Origin of the sequence: Microbacterium hominis, assembly GCF_013282805.1 — a bacterium.
GTDB classification, from domain to species: Bacteria; Actinomycetota; Actinomycetes; order Actinomycetales; family Microbacteriaceae; genus Microbacterium; species Microbacterium hominis_B.
On sequence record NZ_CP054038.1, the window covers coordinates 3,880,383 to 3,901,112 of the forward strand.

Genomic DNA, 20,730 nt, shown 5'->3' on the forward strand with positions numbered 1-20,730 from the left:
TGTCCACTACCCGAAGTCGCCCGGGGCCATATCGGTGAAGCGGGAGAAGTGGCCCTGGAACGCGATCTCGAGCGTCGCGGTGGGGCCGTTTCGGTGCTTGGCCACGATCAGGTCGGCCTCACCCGGCCGGGTTTCCTTGTCGTAGACGGAGTCGCGGTGCAGAAGCACCACCATGTCGGCATCCTGCTCGATCGAGCCCGACTCGCGGAGGTCGCTCACCTGCGGACGCTTGTCGGTGCGCTGCTCGGGTCCACGGTTCAGCTGCGAGAGCGCGATGACCGGAACCTGCAGCTCCTTGGCGAGGAGCTTGAGCGCGCGGGAGAACTCGCTGACCTCCTGCTGACGCGATTCGACCTTCTTGCCGCTCGTCATGAGCTGGAGGTAGTCGATGATCACCATCTTGAGGCCGACGCGCTGTTTGAGGCGCCGGCACTTGGCGCGGATCTCCACCAGCGTCATGTTCGGGCTGTCGTCGATATACAGGGGCGCGTCGTTGATGCGGCCGCGGGTGGAGGCGATCGTCGTCCAGTCCCGCGAATCGAGCGTGCCCTTGCGCATGTTCTGCAGGGGCACGGAGCCTTCCGCGCTCATCAGGCGCATCGCGATCTCGCTGCGCCCCATCTCGAGCGAGAAGAAGATCGTGGGCATGTTGTGCTTGATCGCCGCCGCACGCGCGAAGTCCAGAGCCAGCGTTGACTTGCCCATCGCGGGCCTGGCCGCCACGACGATCATCTGTCCGCCGTGCAGGCCGTTGGTGAGTTCGTCGAACTGCTGGAAACCGGTCGGGATGCCGGTCATCGAGCCGTCACGGCCGCGTGCGGCTTCGATCTCATCGACGGCGGCGTCGACGGCGATCGTGAGGGGCACGTAGTCCTCAGCAGTCTCGGCGCCGGTGACCCCGTAGATCTCGGCCTGGGCGTTGTTGACGAGGTCGACCGCGTCGCCTTCGCCCCGGTAGCCCATCTGCACGATCCGCGTGCCGGCTTCGACGAGCCGGCGCAGCAGCGCCCGCTCCGAGACGATCGAGGCGTAGTACCCCGCGTTGGCCGCCGTCGGCACGATCGAGGTCAACGAGTGGAGATAGTCGGCGCCGCCCGCGCGCTGCAGGTCACCGGTCTTGATGAGCTCGTCGGTGACCGCGACGACATCGGTCGGCTCGCCGTGCGAGTACAGGCTGAGGATCGCCTCGAAGATGATCTCGTGCTTGGGGATGTAGAAGTCGGCGCCGCGCAGTGTCTCCATGACATCGGCGACGGCGTCAGGGGAGAGGAGCATTCCGCCCAGCGCACTCTGCTCGGCCAGAAGATCGTGGGGAGGGGTGCGCTCGTGCTCGCGGGGAGCGCCGCCCATGCGGTCTTCGGAGATGTCAGCGATCGACATTGAAGCGGTGCTCTCCTCACATACACGGACGGATTTCCGGCCGGGGTCAACGGTATGGAGGGCCTCGGACAGTCGCAACAGTGCCTGTGGATAACTCTGTGGATTGATTGCGTGAAACGCCGTCGGACCTGTGTACAACTGCTGTGGACAACATGCCGACTTTCTCCCCGGGTGTGCCTCGAAAAGCACCTTGACCTGGAGTTTGAGTTTTCACACCCTGTGGATGAACCTGGGGTTTAATCTTCGGTTGAAGGTTGTGTGTGACTCGTCGACCTGTGCACAGTTCCAGCGATCGCGCAAGTCCATCCCGTGCCGCGCGCGTCGCGCCGGCGCGCCGGCCTGCGAACCCGGAAACTCCCGCACTCCCCGGAAACCCCGACCCCGGAAACAGCAGAATGCCGCGGACCCGAAGGTCCGCGGCATCCCGAGATCGAACGCGCCTTACTTGGCGGCGACCACCTGAAGCGTGATCACAGCGGTGAGGTCGTCACGCAGGCGAATGGTCGCCTCGTGCTCGCCCACGGCCTTGATCGGCGAGGTGATGTGGATCTTGCGCTTGTCGAGGTCACCCAGACCCGCAGCCTTGACGGCATCGGCGATCGCCTCGGTCTTGACCGAGCCGAACAGGCGGCCCTCGGCGCCGGCCTTGACCGACAGCTTGACCTTGTTGGACTCGAGGGCGCCCTTGAGGGCGACGGCCTCTTCGTGGTCGTGGATCGCGCGCGCCTCGCGGGCGGCGCGGATCGACGCCACCTGCTTCTCGCCACCGCGGGTCCACGCGACCGCGAAGCCCTGGGGGATGAGGTAGTTACGGGCGTACCCGTTCTTGACCTCGACAACGTCACCGGCGCTACCGAGCCCGGCGACCTCGTTCGTGAGAATGAGCTTTGCCATGTGGGTACTCCTTAGCGGCCAGCGCCGGCGTAAGGCAGGAGCGCCATTTCGCGCGCGTTCTTGATCGCCTTGGCGATCAGACGCTGCTCCTGCACCGAGACACCGGTGATACGACGGGCACGGATCTTGCCGCGCTCCGAGATGAACTTGCGAAGAGTGGCGACGTCCTTGTAGTCGATGACGCCGACACGGATCGCCTTCGCGGGGGCGGCGTTCTTCGCGCCCTTCCGCGGCTTCCGGCGGTCGCCGGTTGCCTTTCCAGCCATGATTGGTCCTTTACTGAGATTTCGAGATTCGACGGGATGCCGCGCGAGCGGCATCCGGAGCGCTGTCGCTTAGAACGGGGTGTCGTCGCCGTAGGCGCCGGGGGCGCTCCAGGCGTCGGCACCGCCGGTGTTCGACGAACCGGGGGTCGACCACGGCTCGTCCGCGACCTGCGCGGGGCGAGACTGTCCGCCACCGCCACCACCGCCACCTGCGGCACGCGTGACCTGGGCGGTCGCGTAGCGGAGCGAGGGGCCGATCTCGTCGACCTCCAGCTCGATCGCGGTGCGGTTGTTGCCCTCGCGGTCCTGGTAGGAACGCTGCTTCAGGCGACCGGTCGCGATGACGCGCATACCCTTGGTCATCGAGCCCGCGACGTGCTCGGCGAACTCGCGCCACACGCTCGCGCGGAGGAACAGCGCTTCGCCGTCCTTCCACTCGTTCGCCTGACGGTCGAAGTTGCGAGGCGTCGACGCGATGGTGAAGTTCGCGACGGGGAGGCCGTTCTGCGTGTAGCGCAGTTCGGGATCAGCCGTGAGGTTTCCCACGACGGTGATGATCGTCTCGCCGGCCATGGGATCAGGCCTTCGCAGCCTTGGCGGACTTGCGAGCAGCCTTCTCGTCGGCGCGCTTGGCCTCGGCGGCGACCATGGCCTGCGCCTCTTCGGCGCGGAGCACCTTGGTGCGCATGATCTGCTCGCTGAGCTTCAGCTGGCGGTCGAGCTCCTGCGTGGCCTCGCTGGTCGCGGTGAAGTTGACGACGGCGTAGATGCCCTCGGTCTTCTTCTGGATCTCGTAGGCGAGACGGCGGCGACCCCAGATGTCGACGTTGTCGATCGAGCCACCATCATTCGTGATGACCTTCAGGAACTTGTCGAGGTTCGGGGCGACCTGGCGCTCGTCGATCTCAGGGTTCAGAATGACCATGAGTTCGTACTGGTGCGTCACTAACCCACCTCCTTCGGACTAGAACGGCTCCCGGGCATTTCCCGGAAGCAGGAGGGTGTGTTGCACGTCGTCCGTCACGCACGCAGGCGCGTTCGTGCACAGACAACCCTCCTATGGTACCGGATGCCACCTCCGGCGCCCAATCCCGGCAACCCGTCCCGGATCAGCGCCCCAGGAACTCCCGCACCCACGCGCCGTCGTGATCGGGGGGCGGGGGTGCCAGCGGGTAGGCGACTGGAGTCGCCGAGAGCGTGATCGGGTTGCGCACGCTGCGGGTCTGCTCCGGCCCGGCGGTCACGACCGGGTCGAGGCCGGCGTCGCGTGCCCACTCGAACGCCCTCCCGAGGTCGAGGATCGGCGCGCACGGCACACCGGCTGCCGTGCACAGGTCGAACCACTCCTGCGCCCCGCGACCGGCGAGGGCCGCAGTGAGAAGCGGCCGCAACGCGGATCGATGGATGCTGCGCTCTGCCGCGCTCGCGAAGCGCTCGTCGCCCGCCACCGCCGGCCCCAGCCCCAGCACTGCGCACAGGCGGGCGAACTGGGCGTCGTTGCCGACGGCGAGCACGATGTCGCCCTCGGCCGTGGGGAAGGGGCCGTAGGGGTAGATGCTCGGATGGTCGTTTCCCAGGCGCCCGGGCACGACTCCGGCGATCGCCGCGGCGCCCGACTGATTCGCCAGGGCCGACAGCGCCGAGGAGAGCAGGTTCACCTCGACACGCTGACCCGCGCCGGTCTGGTCGCGGTGGCGCAGCGCCGCCAGCGCGCCCAGGCCCGCGTGCAGCCCGGTGACGACGTCGACGATGGCGACGCCTGCCTTCATCGGCGGCCCGTCGGGAGACCCGGTCACGCTCATGAGCCCCGACAGCGCCTGGGCGAGCACATCGTAGCCGGGCAGCGACGACTCCGGCCCGAATCCCGTGATCGACACGTAGACGACGGCCGGATTTCCGGCGCGCACGGCGTCGTAGTCGAGCCCGTAGGCGGCGAGGCCGCCGGGCTTGAAGTTCTCGATGACCACGTCGGCTCGCGCGGCGAGAGCCTTCGCCACCTCGAGGTCGTCGGGCTCGGCGAAGTCGAGCGTGATCGCGCGCTTGCCCCGGTTGGCGGACAGGTAATAGGTCGCCTCGCCGTCGTGCACCGGCGGCCGGAACTGCCGGGTCTCGTCGCCGACGGGTGACTCCACCTTGATCACGGTCGCGCCGAGGTCGGCGAGCAGCATCGTGCAGTACGGCCCGGCGAGCACGCGCGTGAAGTCGGCGACGACGAGTCCGGCGAGGGGGCCGGCGCCGGTCATCGGAACGCGCCGATGCCGGTGAGGTGCTGGCCGAGGATCAGCGTGTGCACCTCATCGGTGCCCTCGTACGTCCGCACCGCCTCCAGGTTCTGCGCGTGCCGGATGGGGGAGTTCTCCAACAGCACGCCGTCGCCGCCGAGCACCGTGCGCGCCTCGCGCGCGATGGCGATGGCCTCGCGCACGTTGTTTAGCTTGCCGACCGAGATCTGCTCGGGGCGGAGGGTGCCGGCATCCTTCGCCCGACCGATGTGAAGGGCCAGCAGCGCCCCCTTCTGCAGCTCGAGCACCATGTCGACGAGCTTCTGCTGCGTGAGCTGGAACCCCGCGACCTTCCGCCCGAACTGCTCGCGGCGCAGTGCATGGCGCAGCGCCGCCTCGTACGAGTCGCGCGCCGCCCCGAGCGCGCCCCACACGATCCCGTAGCGCGCCTCGTTGAGCGCGGCGAACGGTCCGCGCAGTCCGCGCGCCTCCGGCAGCATGGCCGACGCGGGCACGCGCACCTCGTCGAACTCGAGTCCGCACTGGATCGATGCGCGCATCGACCCCTTGGGCTCGAGCACGTGGATGCCGAGCCCGGCCGCATCGGCCGGCACGAGGAATCCGCGCACGCCCTCGTCGGTCTGCGCCCACACCACGACGATCTGCGCGATCGAGGCCAGACCGATCCAGCGCTTCGCGCCGCTGATCACCCAGTCCGCGCCGTCGCGGCGGGCGAAGGTCTTCATGCTCGCCGGGTCCGAGCCCGCGGTGGGCTCGGTGAGCCCGAACGCGCCGATGATCTCGCCGCGCGCCATGCCCGGGAGCCATTCGCGCTTCTGCTCCTCGCTGCCCCAGCGATGGATCGACCCCATCGCGAGCGAGCCCTGCACCGACACGAAGGTGCGCAGCCCCGAATCGCCCGCCTCGAGTTCGAGCGCGGCGAGGCCGTACTCCACGGCGCTGCGGCCCGGGCATCCATATCCCTCCAGGTGCATGCCGAGCACGCCCAGCTCGCCGAAGGCCGGCGCGAGCTCGCGCGGGAAGTGCGCCCGGTCGTACCAGCCGGCGATGTGCGGACGGATCTCCGCGTCGACGAATGCCCGCACGCGCTCGCGCGTCGCCCGCTCCTGGTCGGTCAGCAGGGAATCGATCCCCAGGACGTCGGATGCCGCACGCAGCGCAGCGAGATCGTCGGGGTTCCGCGGGTGATCGGCCATGGTGCCTCCTCTTCGAGCCACCCCATGTTCTCGCGGTGGGGGCTCGCGACACGAACCGGCCCGTTGCTGAGAACAGGTGTTCCGGCGAAGACAGGACGATTGGCCGGCGGATTCTCCTGTTCCCGACAGATCACCTGATCTCAGCGAGCGGTGGGCACGAGGCCGAAGTGCTCCAGCTCGGCGTCGTCGAGCATGCGCGACCGGATGATGAAGCGCTTGCCGGTCGGACCCTCGACGCTGAAGCCGGCGCCGCGGCCGGGCACGACGTCGATGGTGAGGTGCGTGTACTTCCAGTACTCGAACTGCGCCTCGGAGATGAACACGTCGATCGGCGCCCCCCGCCCGACCTCGAGCACACCCAGGTGCACATCCGACGGGCCGGTGAGGAACATGCCGACGGGGTAGCACATCGGGGCGCTGCCGTCGCAGCATCCACCCGATTGATGGAACATGAGCGGCCCGTGCTGCGCGGTGAGGTCGCGCAGCAGGGCGGCGGCGTCTGGGGTCACCGCCACCCTGCTGAACATCGTCGATTCGGACATCGGCCTAGAAGAAGCCCATCGCGCCTTCGGCGTACGAGACGAGCAGGTTCTTGGTCTGCTGGTAGTGGTCGAGCATCTTGAGGTGGTTCTCGCGGCCGATGCCCGACTGCTTGTACCCGCCGAACGCGGCGTGCGCCGGGTACTGGTGGTAGGTGTTCGTCCAGACGCGGCCGGCCTCGATCGCGCGGCCGGCGCGGTACGCGGTGTCGCCCGAGCGGCTCCACACCCCCGCGCCCAGACCGTAGAGCGTGTCGTTGGCGATCGAGATCGCGTCGTCGAAGTCGTCGAAGCTCGTGACGGAGACGACCGGGCCGAAGATCTCCTCCTGGAAGATGCGCATGTCGTTCGTGCCCTCGAACACGGTCGGCGCGACGTAGTAGCCGTCGCTGAGGTCGCCGCCGAGGTCGACGCGGTGACCGCCGGCCAGCAGCTTCGCGCCGCCCGCCTTGCCGATGTCGATGTAGCTCAGGATCTTCTCGAGCTGGTCGTTGGATGCCTGTGCCCCGATCATCGTCGCCGGGTCGAGGGGGTTGCCCTGCACGATCTTCGAGACGCGCTCGAGACCGTCGCCGAGGAACCGGTCGTAGATCGACCGCTGGATGAGCGCGCGGCTCGGGCATGTGCACACCTCGCCCTGGTTCAGCGCGAAGAAGCTGAAGCCCTCGAGCGCCTTGTCGTAGTAGGCGTCGTCGGCCCGCGCGACATCCTCGAAGAAGACGTTGGCACTCTTGCCGCCGAGCTCGAGGGTGACGGGGATGAGGTTCTGCGACGCGTACTGCATGATGAGGCGGCCGGTCGTGGTCTCGCCCGTGAACGCGACCTTGCGGATGCGCTTGTGCTGCGCGAGCGGTGCGCCCGCCTCGATGCCGAAGCCGTTGACGATGTTCACGACGCCCGCCGGGAGCAGGTCGCCGATGATCTCGAACAGGAACAGGATCGACGCCGGGGTCTGCTCGGCGGGCTTGAGCACCACGCAGTTGCCGGCGGCGAGGGCGGGTGCGAGCTTCCACGTGGCCATGAGGATCGGGAAGTTCCACGGGATGATCTGGCCCACCACGCCCAGCGGCTCGTGGAAGTGGTACGCGACGGTGTCGTCGTCGAGCTGGCTGAGCGTGCCCTCCTGGGCGCGCAGCACGCCGGCGAAGTAGCGGAAGTGATCGACGGCGAGGGGGATGTCGGCGGCGAGGGTCTCGCGCACCGGCTTGCCGTTCTCCCACGTCTCGGCGACGGCGATCTTCTCGAGGTTCTGCTCGATGCGGTCGGCGATCTTGTTGAGAATGTTCGCGCGCTCGGCGGGCGTCGTGCGCTTCCACGACTCGAATGCCTGCCACGCGACATCCACCGCGCGGTCGATGTCTTCGACGGTGCCGCGGCCGACCTCGCAGAACGGCTTGCCGTTGACCGGCGAGATGTTCTCGAAGTACTGGCCTTTGGCGGGCTCGACGAACTCGCCGCCGATGTAGTGGCCGTAGCGGCTGCGGTAGTCGGCGATCGAGCCGCGCTGCCCGGGGGCGGCGTAGACGCTCGAGACGCCTTCTTCGACGATGGTCATGGTGGTCTCCTTCGACGCTTTCGCGACGGTCCTCGTCGCGTGCCGCCGACGGTACGCCGCGCAACGTTGCATCCCGTTGCGCCCTTCGTCTCGGTCGCTCCGCGGTCCCTGAGCGACGGAGCGCAGCGACCGAGACGAAGGGCTCCCTCGCTCAGGGACCGCCGGTGCGAGACGAACGGCCGGGTTCAGGCCTGGAGCCGCTCGATGCGCGCGACCAGGCCCGCGCGCCGCGGTGACCGGGCGGGCAGCATCGACAGGCAGAGCGTCAGCACCTCGACGTCGTCGGCCGCGGCGGCGGTGTCGGCGAAGGCCAGGAGCACGTCGAGGGATGCCTCGGCCATCAGCGCCTCCCGCAGTGCGATCCGCACCGAGTCGCGGTACTCCTCCACGCCCGGCGCGGTCGAGTCGGGCAGCACGTCGCCGTGATACGCCGCGAGCGCCACCCGGTGCGCGCCGCGGTCGAGCAGCGACAGCACCTGGTGCGCGTCGGTTTCGAGCTCGATCGGCATTCGGTACGGACGCGAGACCGGCACGAGAGCAGGCGCGACCTTCTCGAGGGCGCGGCGCAGCCGCACCATCTCCGCGCGCAGGGTCACCAGCGCGTCGGGATCGCCGTAGACGAGCTCCGCGAGGCGCTCCGCCGAGACGCCTTGGCGGTGCACGGCGAGCATGAGCAGCAGCTCGGCGTGCCGGGCGCCCAGCTCCGACACCGTCTCGCCGAGCTCCCCGGCCAGCTCCAGCAGCGCACGGTCGCGCCCCAGCACACGCAGGGTCGCGCGCGTCGCGACGACGGGCTTGGTCGTGCGGCGCCGGGCGGGCCGGGACTCGGCCCGTGCGCGCAGTCGCGAGACCAGCAGTTCGCCCTCGATCGCGCGAGCCGTGGCATCCACCAGCAGCTGCGCCTGAGGAGTGGCGGCCTCGATGCCGCCGGTCACGTCGATGACGCCCAGCAACGCGCGGGTCTCGGGATCGTGCACCGGTGCGGCCGTGCACGACCACGGCTGCACCAGCCTGTTGAAGTGCTCGGCGCCGTGAATCTGCAGCGACCGGTCGAGCGTGAGCGCGGTTCCGGGGGCGGAGGTGCCGATGGCGGCCTCGGACCAGTTCGCGCCCTCGACGAACCCCATGTCTCCGGTGAGCGTGCGCACGCGGTGGTCGCCCTCGACCCACAGCAGCCGGCCGGATGCATCCCCGACCGCGACGATCACTCCCGACTCGTCGGGTCCGCCGGGGAGCAGCAGCCCCCGCACCATCTCGATCACCCCGCCGAGCGGATGCGTGCGGCGATACTCCTCGATCGCCGCGGCGTCGAGCTCCAGCGGCGGAAGCGCCTCGGCGCCGACGAGTCCGTCGAGCGAGCGCCGCCACGACTCGCGCACGAGCGCCCGTACGTCGCGCAGCCGGTCGTCACCGAGGTTGCCGGCGAGCAGCTCCTCGTGGGCACGCTCGATCAGCAGGCGCGAGGTCTCGGGCGACAGGTCGCGCCGCTGCGACCACGGTGATGTCATGCCGGCTCCGATCGGCGTCGGTGGAGCGTGGGTCTCAGTGTACGGCCGGGTTCCGGCATCCACCCCTGCGCTCTGGCGGACGCGCGATCGCTGAGAACAGGTGATCCGGCGCAGGCGGGAGTGGATGCCGCGCACGGCGAGTTGCTGAGAACAGGTGATCCGGCGCACACAGGACGCTCGGCGGCCACATCCCCCTGTTCCCGGCAGATCACCTGATCTCGGCAAATGGCGGCGCCGTATTGTGGCCGGCGGCGACGGCGGGGCGGTGACAAGAGTGGATGCCGCGCACGGCGAGTTGCTGAGAACAGGTGATCCGGCGCACACAGGACGCTGGGCGGCCACATCCCCCTGTTCCCGGCAGATCACCTTTTCTCGGCAATGGCGGCGCCGCGGCACCGCCCGGCGTCAGTCGCCCGAGCCGCTCGCCTGCTCCGCGCTGTCCGGTCCGGTGCGGCCGACGACCTCCCGCCGCGGCGCACCAAGCCCGACACCGACCCCCGCGCCAGCCCCCGCGCCAGCCCCCGCGCCGGTTGAAGCATCCACGGGATCGCCGCCGGGGAACGGCGGCTCCAGCCGCACGCGCTGCAGGGGCAGGGCGTCGGGAACCTCGGTGCGCACCCAGGCGGCGATGCGCTCGCGCACGAGGCAGCGCAGGTCCCACAAGCGGCCGGAGTCGGCGGCGCTCACGACGATGCGCACCTGCAGCAGCCCGCCGACGGCGTCGGTCACCTGCACGCCCGACGAGTGGCCGTCCCACAGGTCGGTGTCGGCGAGCACGCGGTCGAGCTCGTCGCGCACGCCGTCGACCGGCACGCGCCAGTCGAGGTCGAAGTACACCGTTCCGAGCAGTGCGCGGCCGAGTTTGGTCCAGTTCTCGAACGGCGTGGTCGTGAAGTACGTGCACGGGAGCACGAGGGTGCGCTGATCCCACAGCTCGAGCACGACGTAGCTGAGGGTGATCTCGTTGATCCGGCCGAACTCCCCCTGCACGACGACGACGTCGCCGACGCGGATCGCCTCGCTGAAGGCCAGCTGCACGCCGGCGAACAGGTTGCTCAGCACCGACTGGGCGGCCAGGCCGGCGACGATCGACGCGATGCCCGCCGAAGCCAGCACGCTGGCGCCGACGGCCCGCACCGCGTCGAAGGTCATCAGGATGGTGCCGGCGGCGACCACCACGATCACCACGATCACGAGGCGCCGCACGATCTGCAGCTGGGTGCGGATCTTGCGCGCCGAGAAGGTGTCCGAATCCGCGAGCCGGTACTTGCGCGAGCCGGTGTCGACGAAGAAGAGGAACAGCTGCGCCATCAGCCATGAGCCCGACACGATGATGAAGATGACGAGGGCGTGCTGGATGACACCCCGCAGCCCGTCATCGACGGGCAGCACCACCGACGCCCCGAGCAGGGCGATGAGCAGCAGCGTGACCCGGAACGGCCAGCGCGTGCGCGCGCTGAGCGCCTTCGGCCAGGTCTTGCGGCGTCCGATGAGGGCGAGGATCACTGCGGCGACGACCGCGATCGCCAGCGCGATCCCCAGCAGGACCGCCAGCACGATCCCCCACTCCGCCCACAGCGCCCAGCTCTCCGCGTCCACATCTCTCCTCTCGTCGCCGTTCGGGTTCGACCTCCACGCTAGGTGCGACCGTGGGGGTGGATGCAAGTCCGCCGCGCCCTGCCGCCGCCATGCGATCCCGCGCTAGCGTGGTCGCGTGACCCAGAACCCGCCGTCCGCGCGCGCCCGGGCCAACGCGCGCGCCGCGGCCACCGTGTTCGTGCTGATCGGACTCCTGTTCAGCCTGGTGCTCACGCCCCTCGGCCTCATCGCAGGCCTCAATGCGCGGCCGGCGCCGCTCGACGGTTCGGGGTCGAATCCGTTCGACCTTTTCGCGATGGGCGTGTTCGCGGTCGCGGCGGTCGCGATGGTGGGCTTCGGCATCGCCGGGGCCCTACTCGGACGCAAGGGCGGAAGCCGCGTGCTGTTCGTGCTCGGACTCGTCGCGACCGCGCTGCTGGCGACCGGAGCGATCGGCATCATCTACGGCGCGATCGTGCGCGTCTCGTACTGACGCGCGCGGCCGCCGCCCGCTGCACGGGCCCGGGGCGTCAGCGGCTGCGCGTCACGCGCGCGCCGCCCACCACTCCCGCAGGCGCTGCTCCGCGGCATCCACCCCGATGATCCCCTCGTCGAGTCGGATGTCGAGCAGGTACCGGTAGGCCTCGCCGACCTCACGGCCCGGTGCGATGCCGAGCACCTCCTGGATGCGGTTGCCGTCGAGCTCGGGTCGCATCGCGTCGAGCTGCTCCTGCGCGGCGAGCTCGGTGATGCGGCGCTCGATGTCGTCGTACGCGCCGGCCAGCCGCGCGGCCTTGCGCTTGTTGCGGGTGGTGACGTCGGCGCGGGTGAGGATGTGCAGGCGCTCGAGCTCGGCCTCGGCGTCGCGCACGTAGCGGCGCACCGCCGAGTCGGTCCAGGATCCCTCGGCATAGCCGAAGAACCGCAGGTGCAGCTCGATCAGACGGGTCACGACGCGGATCGTGTCGGTGTCGAACCGCAGCGCGGTCAGGCGCTTGCGCGCCATGCGCGCGCCCTTGAGGTCGTGGTGGTAGAAGGTGACGCCGCCGCCCGGCTCGAGACGCCGCGTCGCCGGCTTGCCGATGTCGTGCAGCAGGGCCGCCAGGCGCAGCGGCACGTCGGGCGCGGCACCGGGATGGCGTTCCCGCTCGAGCTCGATCGCCTGCTGCAGCACGGTGAGGGAGTGCTCGTAGACGTCCTTGTGGTGGTGATGCTCGTCGACCTCGAGCCGCAGCGCGGGGATCTCGGGCAGGAACTGGTCGATCAAACCGGTCTCGACGAGGATCCGGATGCCGCGCACCGGGTCATCGGTCTGCAGCAGCTTCACGATCTCACCCTGCACGCGCTCGGGGCTGACGATCTCGAGCGTCTGGCGCAGGGCGGTGATCGCGGCGAGCGTGTCGACGTCGACATCGAAGCCGAGCTGGGAGGAGAAGCGCGCGGCGCGCAGCATGCGCAACGGATCGTCGCCGAAGCTGACCCGAGGGTCGGTCGGCGTGCGCAGCACCCCGCGCAGCAGGTCTTCGACCCCGCCGGTCGGATCGACCAGCGTGCGCGCCGGAACGCGCAGCGCCATCGCGTTGACGGTGAAGTCGCGGCGCACGAGGTCTCCCTCGATGCTGTCGCCGAATTCCACGGTCGGCTTGCGCGTCACCCCGTCGTAGCTGTCGGCGCGGTAGGTGGTGATCTCGACCTGCTCGCCGGCGACCTTCGCGCCGATCGTGCCGAACGCGCGCCCGATGTCCCAGTGCGCGGTGGCGATGGGCTTGACGATTCGCAGGATGTCGTCGGGCCGCGCGTCGGTCGTGAAGTCGAGGTCGTTCGTCGTGCGTCCCAGCAGCGCGTCGCGCACGGGTCCGCCCACGATGGCCAGATCGAATCCGGCGTCGGCGAATGCGGTCGCGAGCGAGGCGACCACGGGGGACTCGGCGAGCGCGCCGAGGCGCGCGACGCCCTCGGCCATGTTGAGCATGGCTTCCAGCCTACCGAGGCGGTCTCATGCGAAACGCAGGAACCCCGTGAACGCCAGCTCGCGCACCCGCGGCAGCAGATCGGCGCGCAGGGCCGCGGCATCCACCTCGAGAAGTTCCGCGATCGCATCGATGAGGGCGCCGACCGGCAGGTCGCCGTCGCACGCGCCCACGAGCGCCGCGAGACCGGGGTCGACCGCGAGCGACCGCGAGAATCCGCCGCCCTGGCGCAGCTCGATCACGGTCGGATCCTCGGCGCCCGGCAGATGATGACGCGCTTCGGTCACGTCGGGAGAGACGAGGAGAATGGATGCCGCCAGCGCCGTGTCATCGATGCCCGCAAGCCGGTCGTGGGCGGCGAGGGCGTCGGCCAGGTGCGCACCGAGGGAGTCGGCGTCGACGTGCTGCGCGATCTGCTCGTACCGCGCCAGGGTGGGTTGGGCGTCTCCGAGCGGACGCCGCAGCAGCACGTAGCCGAATCCGACGGCGGTGACCCGGCGCGCCGCGAAGTCGTCCAGCCACGCGGAGATCAGTCGCGCGTAGCGCTCGGTGCCGGGCACGGTTCCGCCGTCGCGCACCCACAGCTCGGCGTAGGCGAGCGGGTCCAGGCTCTCGCGTTCGACGACCCACGCGTCGAGAGCGACGGGCGAGGCATCCACCCATTCCCTCACCCGGTCCAGGCCCGCCACGCCCTCGCGGGTCTCCCAGTTGCCGAGCAGCTGCGCCACCCCTCCCCGCGCGAGATGCGTGCCGACGCCGCCGATGAACGCCGCGACGAGGTCGTCGCCGACCATGCCGCCGTCGCGGTACTCGTACGCGGGCACGCCCTCGACCCGCGGGGTGATCACGAACGGCGGGTTCGACGCGATGCGGTCGAACCGCTCGCCGGCGACCGGTTCGAACAGACTCCCCGCCCGTGTCTCGATGCCCGCCACGCCGTTGAGCAGCGCGTTCAGGCGTGTGAAGCGCAGCGCGCTCTCCGAGATGTCGGTGGCCACGACCCGATCGACGTTGCGTCGGGCACGCAGAGACTGGATGCCGCACCCGGCGCCCAGATCGAGTCCGGTGGTCGCGGGTGTCGGCAGCTGGATCGCCGCCAGCGTCAGGGAGGCCCCGCCCACGCCGAGCACGTGGTCTTCGGGCAGCGGACCCTGCAGCGCCGCCTCGTCGAGATCGCTCGCGACCCACCACTGGCTCACCCCCGACGGATCGGCGTATGCCTGCGGGCGGATGAGAGCCGTCGGGGTCACGGTGTCTCCGGCCGGCGTCTCGGCGAGACCGAGGGCCGCGAGACCCGCCGCGCCCGTGCGGGGGAGGGCGGCGTCGACCGCCGCCGCCGGCTGCGGCATCCCGAGCACGAGCAGGCGCCCGAGGGTGGCGAGGGGGTCGTCGCGGCCGGCGATCGCACGCAGCGCCGGTTCGCGCAGGCTCCGGGCGACGGCGTCGTCGGCGATCGGTCCCCATGCCGCGCGCAGCGGCTCGGAGCGGAATCCCGCCGCGGCGAGGTCGTCGGCCAGGAGGCGGCAGATGTCGGCAGCGGGTTCGGGGATCACCCGACCATTCAACCGTGTTCGGCTCGCCACGGCCGGGCACGGAACGCTCAGGGACGGTGAACGTAGAATCGGGGCAGATCGTGCGGTCCGGCATCGCACAGGAGCGAACCCCCATGACCGTGACCCCCACAGCCCCGATCACGGGCGCGCCACGACGGCCGCGCGTGCGTGCGGTGTCGGCCGCTCTCGGTGCCGCAGCGCTCCTGGTCGGCCCGCTGCTGGGGGGTCCGCTGGTGGGGGGTCCGCTGGTGGGGGGTCCGGCCGCCCGGGCCGACGAGGTGACACCGTCGCCGAGTCCCACCGCACCCGCGCTGACCGGCACCACGACCTTCACGCTCTCGCCGGTAGAGAACGGCGTCGTCGACGCGGGCGAGGCGCTCACCGTCTCGGTGTCGGTGCAGAACGGCACGGCGGCGACGATCCCGGCACTGTCGGTCGACCTGGGGCTGGGCACCACAGCCCTCCCCGACCGCGTCGCGCTGAGCGCCTGGCTCGCCGGCACCACCACCTCGGTGACCACGCAGCCGGTCGCCTCGGCCACGCTCGAGAGCATCCCGTCCGGTGGAGAGCAGGGCTCGGGCATGACCGTGCCGGCCGACGACCCTCTGCTCGAAGGTCTCGCGCCCGGTGTGTATCCGCTCGTCGCGTCGTACACCTCGGGTGACGACGCCGACGGCGACGGACTCGGCGACGTGGTCGCTTCGACGAGCGTCGTGATCATCCCCGACCCCGAGGCGACGCCGGTCGGCATCAGCGTGGTCGTCCCCCTCACCGCCGGAGTGCGGTCCGAGGGGCTGCTCAGCGCCGTCGAGCTCGCCGAGCTGACCGCCCCGGGCGGATCGCTGTCGGCGCAGGTCGCGGCGGTGGCGGGAACTGATGCCGTGATCGGCATAGACCCCGCGATCGTGGCGTCGATCCGCGTGCTCGGCGACGCGGCCCCCGCTTCCGCACGCGCCTGGCTCGCGCGCCTGGACGACCTGCCGAACGAGCGCTTCTCCCTCCAGTTCGGGGATGCCGACCCCGCCGTGCAGCTCGAGGCGGGCGCCACACGGCTGCTGAGTCCGTCCTCGCTGGCCTACGCCATGGACGACGCTGACTTCCCGGTCGTCGAGGAGACGGAGGATGCCGCGATCGGCATAGATCCGTCTGACGACTCCGCCGAGGTCGTGCCCAGCCCCTCTCCCACCGGCGAGAATCCCGACGAGCCGGTGCTGCCGACCACCGCGGAGCTGGTGGCCATCGACGGCGCCCGCGGGGCCACCTACTGGCCGACACCCGGCGCCGCCAGCCCTGAGGCGCTCGCGCGCCTGGGCGTGCTGGATGCCGGCGACGACCGCTCCGTGACGATCCTCCCGTCGCGCGCGACGGCCGAGGGCGCCTCCGGGCGCACCATCCCCGCACACGCCGTGGCAGGCGACGCAACGCTGCTCGTGTACGACTCGATCGTGACCGAAGCCCTGACGCGCGCGGCATCCATCGACCGCACCCCCCTGCGCGGCGCCGCGCTCACCGAGGCGACCGCACACCTGGTCTTCGCGTCGGCCGAGACTGGAGGGCGCGACCTCGCCGTCGCCGTCGAGCGTGGCACCGACCGCTCGAACGTCGCCCTCCACTCCGCGATCATCGCCGCCGAGCAGGCGCCGGGCACCGTCGCGAGGAGCCTCACCCGGGCGCTCTCGGAACCGCCCCGGAGCGTCGCGATCGCCGACGCCACCGCGGGCGAGGAGCGCGTGGCGACCGCGGCGGGCTTCGCCGACGACGAATCCGAGCTCGCTCGCTTCGCGACGATCCTCACCGATCCGGCGCTCCTGACCGGACCCGAGCGTGCGGAGATCCTGCAGCTGCTCTCCGTCTCGTGGGCGGAGGAGCCGGTGCTCGCCCAAGCCGCCGCTGCCGTGCACCGGCAGGGCACCCTCAGCACCCTCGACTCGGTCGGCCTCCTGCCCGTGAGCACCTTCACCCTGCTCGGGTCCGACGGAGGCCTGCGGTTCTGGGTGCGCAACGAGCTGCCCTACCCGGTCAACCTCGTGCTCTACACGACGCCCGACGATCTGCGCCTCGACGTGCAGCCGGCCACCGAGGTCACCGCGACACCGCAGAGCAACACCCGCGTCGAGGTGCCCGTGCAGGCGCGGGTCGGCAGCGGCGAGGTGACCCTCGATCTGCAGCTGCGCAGTCCGTCGAGCGTCGCGATCGGCCCCGCCGAGTCGGTGCAGGTCAACGTGCGCGCCGAGTGGGAGGCCGTTGGCCTCACCGCCCTCGGTGTCGTCGTCGGCGGACTGATCGTGCTGGGCGCAGCCCGCACGGTGCTGAAGATCCGCGCGCGGCGCACGGCCGGGGCGACACCGCAGCGCGAGCCGGCGGATCCGGCGGAGGCGCCGGAGGTGTCGCCTTCTGGCGCGGCGCCTGCGGGCAGCGGCGATTCTGAGACGGAGGCCTTGTGAGCGTCGGACGCGCGAGCATCATGATCGGCGCGGGCACCGTGGTATCCCGCCTCACCGGGTTCCTGCGGCAGATCGTGCTCGTGTCGGCCGTGGGTGCGACCACGGGCGCCGGCAACGCGTTCGCGATCGCGAACCAGCTGCCCAACAACATCTACGCCATCATCTCGACGGGCCTGCTGTCGGCGGTCGTCGTGCCGCAGATCGTCAAGGCTGCCGCGCACGAAGACGGCGGCCGCGCGTTCGTGTCCAAGCTCTTCACGCTGGGCACCGTCGTGCTGCTCGGCACCACCGTGCTCGCGGTGGTCGGTGCGCCGCTGCTCGTGCAGCTCTACGCACCCGGTTTCCCGCCGGCGCAACAGGCTCTTGCCGTGGCCTTCGCCTACTGGTGCCTGCCGCAGATCCTCTTCTACGGCCTGTACGCGCTCGTCGGCGAAGCGCTCAACGCGCGACGCGTCTACGGCCCGTACACGTGGGCGCCGATCGTCAACAACATCGTGTCGATCGCCGGCTTCATCGCCTTCATCGTGCTCTTCGGCCCTGCGCCAGCCGTCTCGCAGTGGACGCCGACGATGATCGCGGTACTCGCGGGCACCGCGACGGCCGGCATCGTCGTGCAGGCCGGCATCCTGTTCCTCTTCTGGCGTCGCACCGGGTTGCACGTGCGCCCCGATTTCCGGTGGAAGGGCGTCGGGCTGGGGCAGATCGGCCGGCTCGCCGGGTGGACGTTCCTCATGGTCCTCGCCGGCCAGCTCGCCGGCATCGTGCAGTCCCGCGTGCTCTCGCAGGTACCCGAAGGCGCGCCGGGTGTGCTCGTGTCGCAGAACGCGTGGCTGCTGTTCATGCTCCCCTACTCGATCATCGTGCTCTCCATCGGCACGCCCTACTTCACGCAGCTCTCCGAGCACGCGGCGGCGGGGCGCGACGATGACGTGCGTGATGACATCGCGCGCAGCATCCGCACCCTCGGCCTGTTCGTCGTGGTGGCCGTCGCGGCCCTCGTGGCGGCTGCGGTGCCGGCATCCCGGATCTTCACCGACTCCGCCGCCGAAGCGCTCGACGCCTCCGTGGTGCTCCTGTGCTTCCTGGTGAGTCTCCTCCCTCTGGCGGTGCTGTTCGTCATCCAGCGCACGTTCTACGCGTACGACGACACGCGCACCCCGTTCTTCTTCACCCTGCTGCAGTGCGCCCTCGTGGTGGCGACCGCGCTGATCGCGGTATCGTTCGCGCCGGAGTTCGTCGCCGCGGCGGTCGCGCTCGGCCAGTCGTTCGCGAGCGTCGTGCAGGTCATCGTCGCGACGTGGCTGCTGCATCGCCGTCTCGGCTCGGTGCGGGTGCGTGAGTGGATGCCGGCGCTGCTGCGCTTCATCCTGGCCGCCGTGCCCGCCGCCGGCGCCGGGTTCGCGGTGTTCGTGCTCTTCGGGGGCGCGGACGGGTGGATGGCCTCCGACAAGGTGCTCGGCGCCGTCGGTGCGGGGGTCGTCGGGCTGGTGACGCTCGCCGTCTACATCGGGATCCTCGCGCTGTTCCGCGTGCCGGATCTCGCGCCGGCGGTCGCGATGGCGCGCCGCCTCGTCGGAGGGCGCCGCTGAGCCGCGACTGCGGGTGAGGCATCCAGTAATCAAGGAATGTTGCGCGGCTACCATGTGTTGTGCGACGGGGAACCACATCGAAGGGGGCGCACGTGCGTCAGGTCATCATCATCGGATCGGGTCCGGCAGGCTACACGGCGGCGATCTACGCTGCGCGTGCGAACCTGTCGCCGCTCGTCGTCGCCTCGTCGGTCGAGGCCGGCGGTGAGCTGATGAACACCACCGAGGTCGAGAACTTCCCGGGGTTCCCCGAGGGCATCATGGGCCCCGACCTCATGACCAAGATGCAGGAGCAGGCCGAGAAGTTCGGCGCCGAGGTGCTCTACGACGACGTCGTCTCGCTCGATGTCACCGGGCCGGTCAAGAAGATCACGCTCGGCTCGGGCGCGACCCATGAAGCCGATTCGATCGTCTTCGCGACCGGCTCCGCACCCCGCAAGATCGGCATCGAGGGCGAGCAGCGCCTGTCCGGCCGCGGCGTCTCGTACTGCGCGACCTGCGACGGCTTCTTCTTCCGTGAGAAGGCGATCGCCGTCGTCGGCGGCGGCGACTCCGCGATGGAGGAGGCCACCTTCCTCACCAAGTTCGCGTCGAAGGTGTACGTGATCCACCGCCGCGAGGAGCTGCGCGCCTCGAAGATCATGCAGGAGCGCGCCTTCAAGAACGACAAGATCGAGTTCGTCTGGAACAGCGCCGTCGTCGATGTTCTGGGTGAGGATGCCGTCACCGGCGTCGTGCTCGAGAGCACCGTCGACGGCACCCGCTCCGAGCTCGCGCTCGAGGGTGTGTTCGTCGCGATCGGCAACGACCCGCGCACCCACCTCGTGCACGGATCGCTCGATCTGACCGAGGCCGGCACCGTGTGGGTCGACGGCCGTTCGTCGCGCACCTCCGTTCCCGGCGTCTTCGCCGCAGGTGACGTCGTCGACCCGACCTACCGCCAGGCCGTCACGGCTGCCGCGTCGGGCACGGTCGCCGCGCTCGATGTCGAGCACTACCTCGCCGGGCTCGGCGAGGCCGGTGCGCCGGCGACCGATGCGTCCGAGATCGACGGTCTGCCCGAGGCCGACGCGGCCTGAGCCACACGGCTCGTCGCCCTGGCGCGCGCGGCACGGGCGAGGGGTACGGGCGGCTGCCCCGAGGGATGGCCGAAACCGGGCCGCGGAACAATTCGCCCGCCTTCCACGTTCACGACACAGAGACTTCCCCACACAGAGGAGAGAACATGACCGCCAAGGTGACGACTTCCGCCACGTTCGAGCAGGACGTCCTGCAGGCGACCGGCCCCGTGCTGGTCGACTTCTGGGCTGAGTGGTGCGGACCGTGTCGCATGGTCGCCCCGGTGCTGGACCAGATCCAGACCGAGCACCCCGAGAAGATCACGATCGTCAAGCTCAACGTCGACGAGAACCCCGACCTGGCGATGAAGTACCAGATCACGTCGATCCCGGCGATGAAGGTCTTCAACAAGGGTGAGGTCGAGACCACGATCATCGGCGCGAAGCCCAAGTTCGCGCTCGAGCAGGACCTCGCCAAGTACCTCGGCTGAGCCCCGCGCTTTCCGGCCCGGTTCCCTCTGGGGGACCGGGCCGTTTCGTTGCGCGGTTTCGTTACCCGGTTACGACGCGTCGACGCGGACGGTCGCGTCCCACTTGCGGTGGGTGTTCGCCTCGCCGAGCAGCTTCCACACGGCAGGCGTGAGCGGGGGATAGTCGAGAGCGATCTGGCGCAGCACCCGGTAGTGGCGCGCTGCGTTCGGTCGCACCCCGCCATTGGCGGCGATGTTGTCTGCACGTAGCAGGAAGACCACGAGCTCGTCGACGCTCGGCAGTTCTTCCATGAAGTCCCACGGATCCTCGCCGCCGCGGAGCCGTTCCGCGATCAGGCTCGAGAGCTCATCCGCTGCCTCCGCGCGCAGCAGTTCAAGGCTGGCCCTTCGTCCGGGGATGCGCTCGTGTGCCGTCACCCATCCAGGGTAAAGCGCCTGCCTGAATGTCGGCGCACCGCGCCGGGAA

19 protein-coding genes are annotated in these 20,730 nt (G+C 70.2%); 5 read left to right on the forward strand and 14 right to left on the reverse strand.

Annotated elements, in window-relative coordinates; genetic code table 11:
• Positions 1–6: 6 nt before the first annotated feature.
• From dnaB to HQM25_RS17485, 11 genes are all read right to left on the reverse strand, one after another.
• Positions 7–1,380, reverse strand: a complete 1,374-nt coding sequence (gene dnaB / locus HQM25_RS17435) for a replicative DNA helicase (RefSeq protein WP_172991392.1) — start codon at positions 1,378–1,380, stop codon at positions 7–9.
• Positions 1,381–1,821: 441 nt separating this feature from the next.
• On the reverse strand, positions 1,822–2,274 hold the full coding sequence (gene rplI, locus HQM25_RS17440) for a 50S ribosomal protein L9 (RefSeq protein ID WP_172991393.1): 453 nt from the start codon (positions 2,272–2,274) through the stop codon (positions 1,822–1,824).
• 11 nt (positions 2,275–2,285) lie between these two features.
• Entirely contained in the window at positions 2,286–2,540 is a 255-nt protein-coding gene (gene rpsR, locus HQM25_RS17445) for a 30S ribosomal protein S18 (protein ID WP_005054609.1), read from the reverse strand.
• 69 nt (positions 2,541–2,609) lie between these two features.
• Positions 2,610–3,113, reverse strand: a complete 504-nt coding sequence (locus HQM25_RS17450; RefSeq protein ID WP_172991394.1) for a single-stranded DNA-binding protein — start codon at positions 3,111–3,113, stop codon at positions 2,610–2,612.
• A gap of 4 nt (positions 3,114–3,117) precedes the next feature.
• Positions 3,118–3,486, reverse strand: a complete 369-nt coding sequence (gene rpsF / locus HQM25_RS17455) for a 30S ribosomal protein S6 (RefSeq protein ID WP_172991395.1) — start codon at positions 3,484–3,486, stop codon at positions 3,118–3,120.
• Positions 3,487–3,649: 163 nt separating this feature from the next.
• Positions 3,650–4,783, reverse strand: coding sequence for a CaiB/BaiF CoA transferase family protein (locus tag HQM25_RS17460; protein WP_172991396.1), 1,134 nt, complete (start codon positions 4,781–4,783; stop codon positions 3,650–3,652).
• A complete protein-coding gene (locus tag HQM25_RS17465; RefSeq protein WP_172991397.1) occupies positions 4,780–5,979 on the reverse strand; it encodes an acyl-CoA dehydrogenase family protein in 1,200 nt (399 codons plus the stop codon). The genes HQM25_RS17460 and HQM25_RS17465 overlap by 4 nt, the downstream gene beginning before the upstream one ends.
• A gap of 140 nt (positions 5,980–6,119) precedes the next feature.
• Positions 6,120–6,521, reverse strand: coding sequence for a DUF779 domain-containing protein (locus tag HQM25_RS17470; protein WP_172991398.1), 402 nt, complete (start codon positions 6,519–6,521; stop codon positions 6,120–6,122).
• A 4-nt stretch (positions 6,522–6,525) separates the two neighbouring features.
• Positions 6,526–8,073, reverse strand: coding sequence for an acetaldehyde dehydrogenase ExaC (gene exaC, locus HQM25_RS17475; RefSeq protein WP_172991399.1), 1,548 nt, complete (start codon positions 8,071–8,073; stop codon positions 6,526–6,528).
• Between the two features lie 185 nt (positions 8,074–8,258).
• On the reverse strand, positions 8,259–9,581 hold the full coding sequence (locus tag HQM25_RS17480) for a transcriptional regulator (RefSeq protein ID WP_172991400.1): 1,323 nt from the start codon (positions 9,579–9,581) through the stop codon (positions 8,259–8,261).
• 405 nt (positions 9,582–9,986) lie between these two features.
• Positions 9,987–11,180, reverse strand: coding sequence for a mechanosensitive ion channel family protein (locus HQM25_RS17485; protein WP_172991401.1), 1,194 nt, complete (start codon positions 11,178–11,180; stop codon positions 9,987–9,989).
• Between the two features lie 115 nt (positions 11,181–11,295).
• On the opposite strand from HQM25_RS17485, the gene HQM25_RS17490 reads away from it, so the two are divergent.
• Positions 11,296–11,652: a hypothetical protein gene (locus HQM25_RS17490; protein ID WP_172991402.1), complete on the forward strand. Its 357-nt coding sequence runs from the start codon at positions 11,296–11,298 to the stop codon at positions 11,650–11,652.
• Positions 11,653–11,703: 51 nt separating this feature from the next.
• Here HQM25_RS17490 and HQM25_RS17495 read toward each other — a convergent pair whose 3' ends face one another.
• Together HQM25_RS17495 and HQM25_RS17500 are read right to left on the reverse strand one after the other, a co-directional pair.
• Positions 11,704–13,131: a CCA tRNA nucleotidyltransferase gene (locus HQM25_RS17495; RefSeq protein WP_172991403.1), complete on the reverse strand. Its 1,428-nt coding sequence runs from the start codon at positions 13,129–13,131 to the stop codon at positions 11,704–11,706.
• Positions 13,132–13,155: 24 nt separating this feature from the next.
• On the reverse strand, positions 13,156–14,682 hold the full coding sequence (locus HQM25_RS17500; protein WP_172991404.1) for a DUF7059 domain-containing protein: 1,527 nt from the start codon (positions 14,680–14,682) through the stop codon (positions 13,156–13,158).
• Positions 14,683–14,795: 113 nt separating this feature from the next.
• On the opposite strand from HQM25_RS17500, the gene HQM25_RS17505 reads away from it, so the two are divergent.
• The 4 genes from HQM25_RS17505 (at position 14,796) to trxA (ending at position 20,264) form a co-directional block, all read left to right on the forward strand.
• The gene (locus tag HQM25_RS17505) at positions 14,796–17,126 is read left to right on the forward strand and encodes a DUF6049 family protein (protein WP_254359437.1); all 2,331 of its coding nucleotides are present in this window, start codon (positions 14,796–14,798) and stop codon (positions 17,124–17,126) included.
• Positions 17,123–18,715, forward strand: a complete 1,593-nt coding sequence (gene murJ, locus HQM25_RS17510; RefSeq protein ID WP_367948284.1) for a murein biosynthesis integral membrane protein MurJ — start codon at positions 17,123–17,125, stop codon at positions 18,713–18,715. The genes HQM25_RS17505 and murJ overlap by 4 nt, the downstream gene beginning before the upstream one ends.
• A 92-nt stretch (positions 18,716–18,807) precedes the next feature.
• Positions 18,808–19,794: a thioredoxin-disulfide reductase gene (gene trxB, locus HQM25_RS17515; protein ID WP_172991405.1), complete on the forward strand. Its 987-nt coding sequence runs from the start codon at positions 18,808–18,810 to the stop codon at positions 19,792–19,794.
• 65 nt (positions 19,795–19,859) lie between these two features.
• Entirely contained in the window at positions 19,860–20,264 is a 405-nt protein-coding gene (gene trxA / locus HQM25_RS17520) for a thioredoxin (protein ID WP_172991406.1), read from the forward strand.
• Positions 20,265–20,333: 69 nt separating this feature from the next.
• Here the strand turns inward: trxA and HQM25_RS17525 are convergent, their stop codons facing one another.
• Positions 20,334–20,681: a tryptophan synthase subunit alpha gene (locus tag HQM25_RS17525; RefSeq protein ID WP_172991407.1), complete on the reverse strand. Its 348-nt coding sequence runs from the start codon at positions 20,679–20,681 to the stop codon at positions 20,334–20,336.
• Between the last annotated feature and the right edge of the window lie 49 nt (positions 20,682–20,730).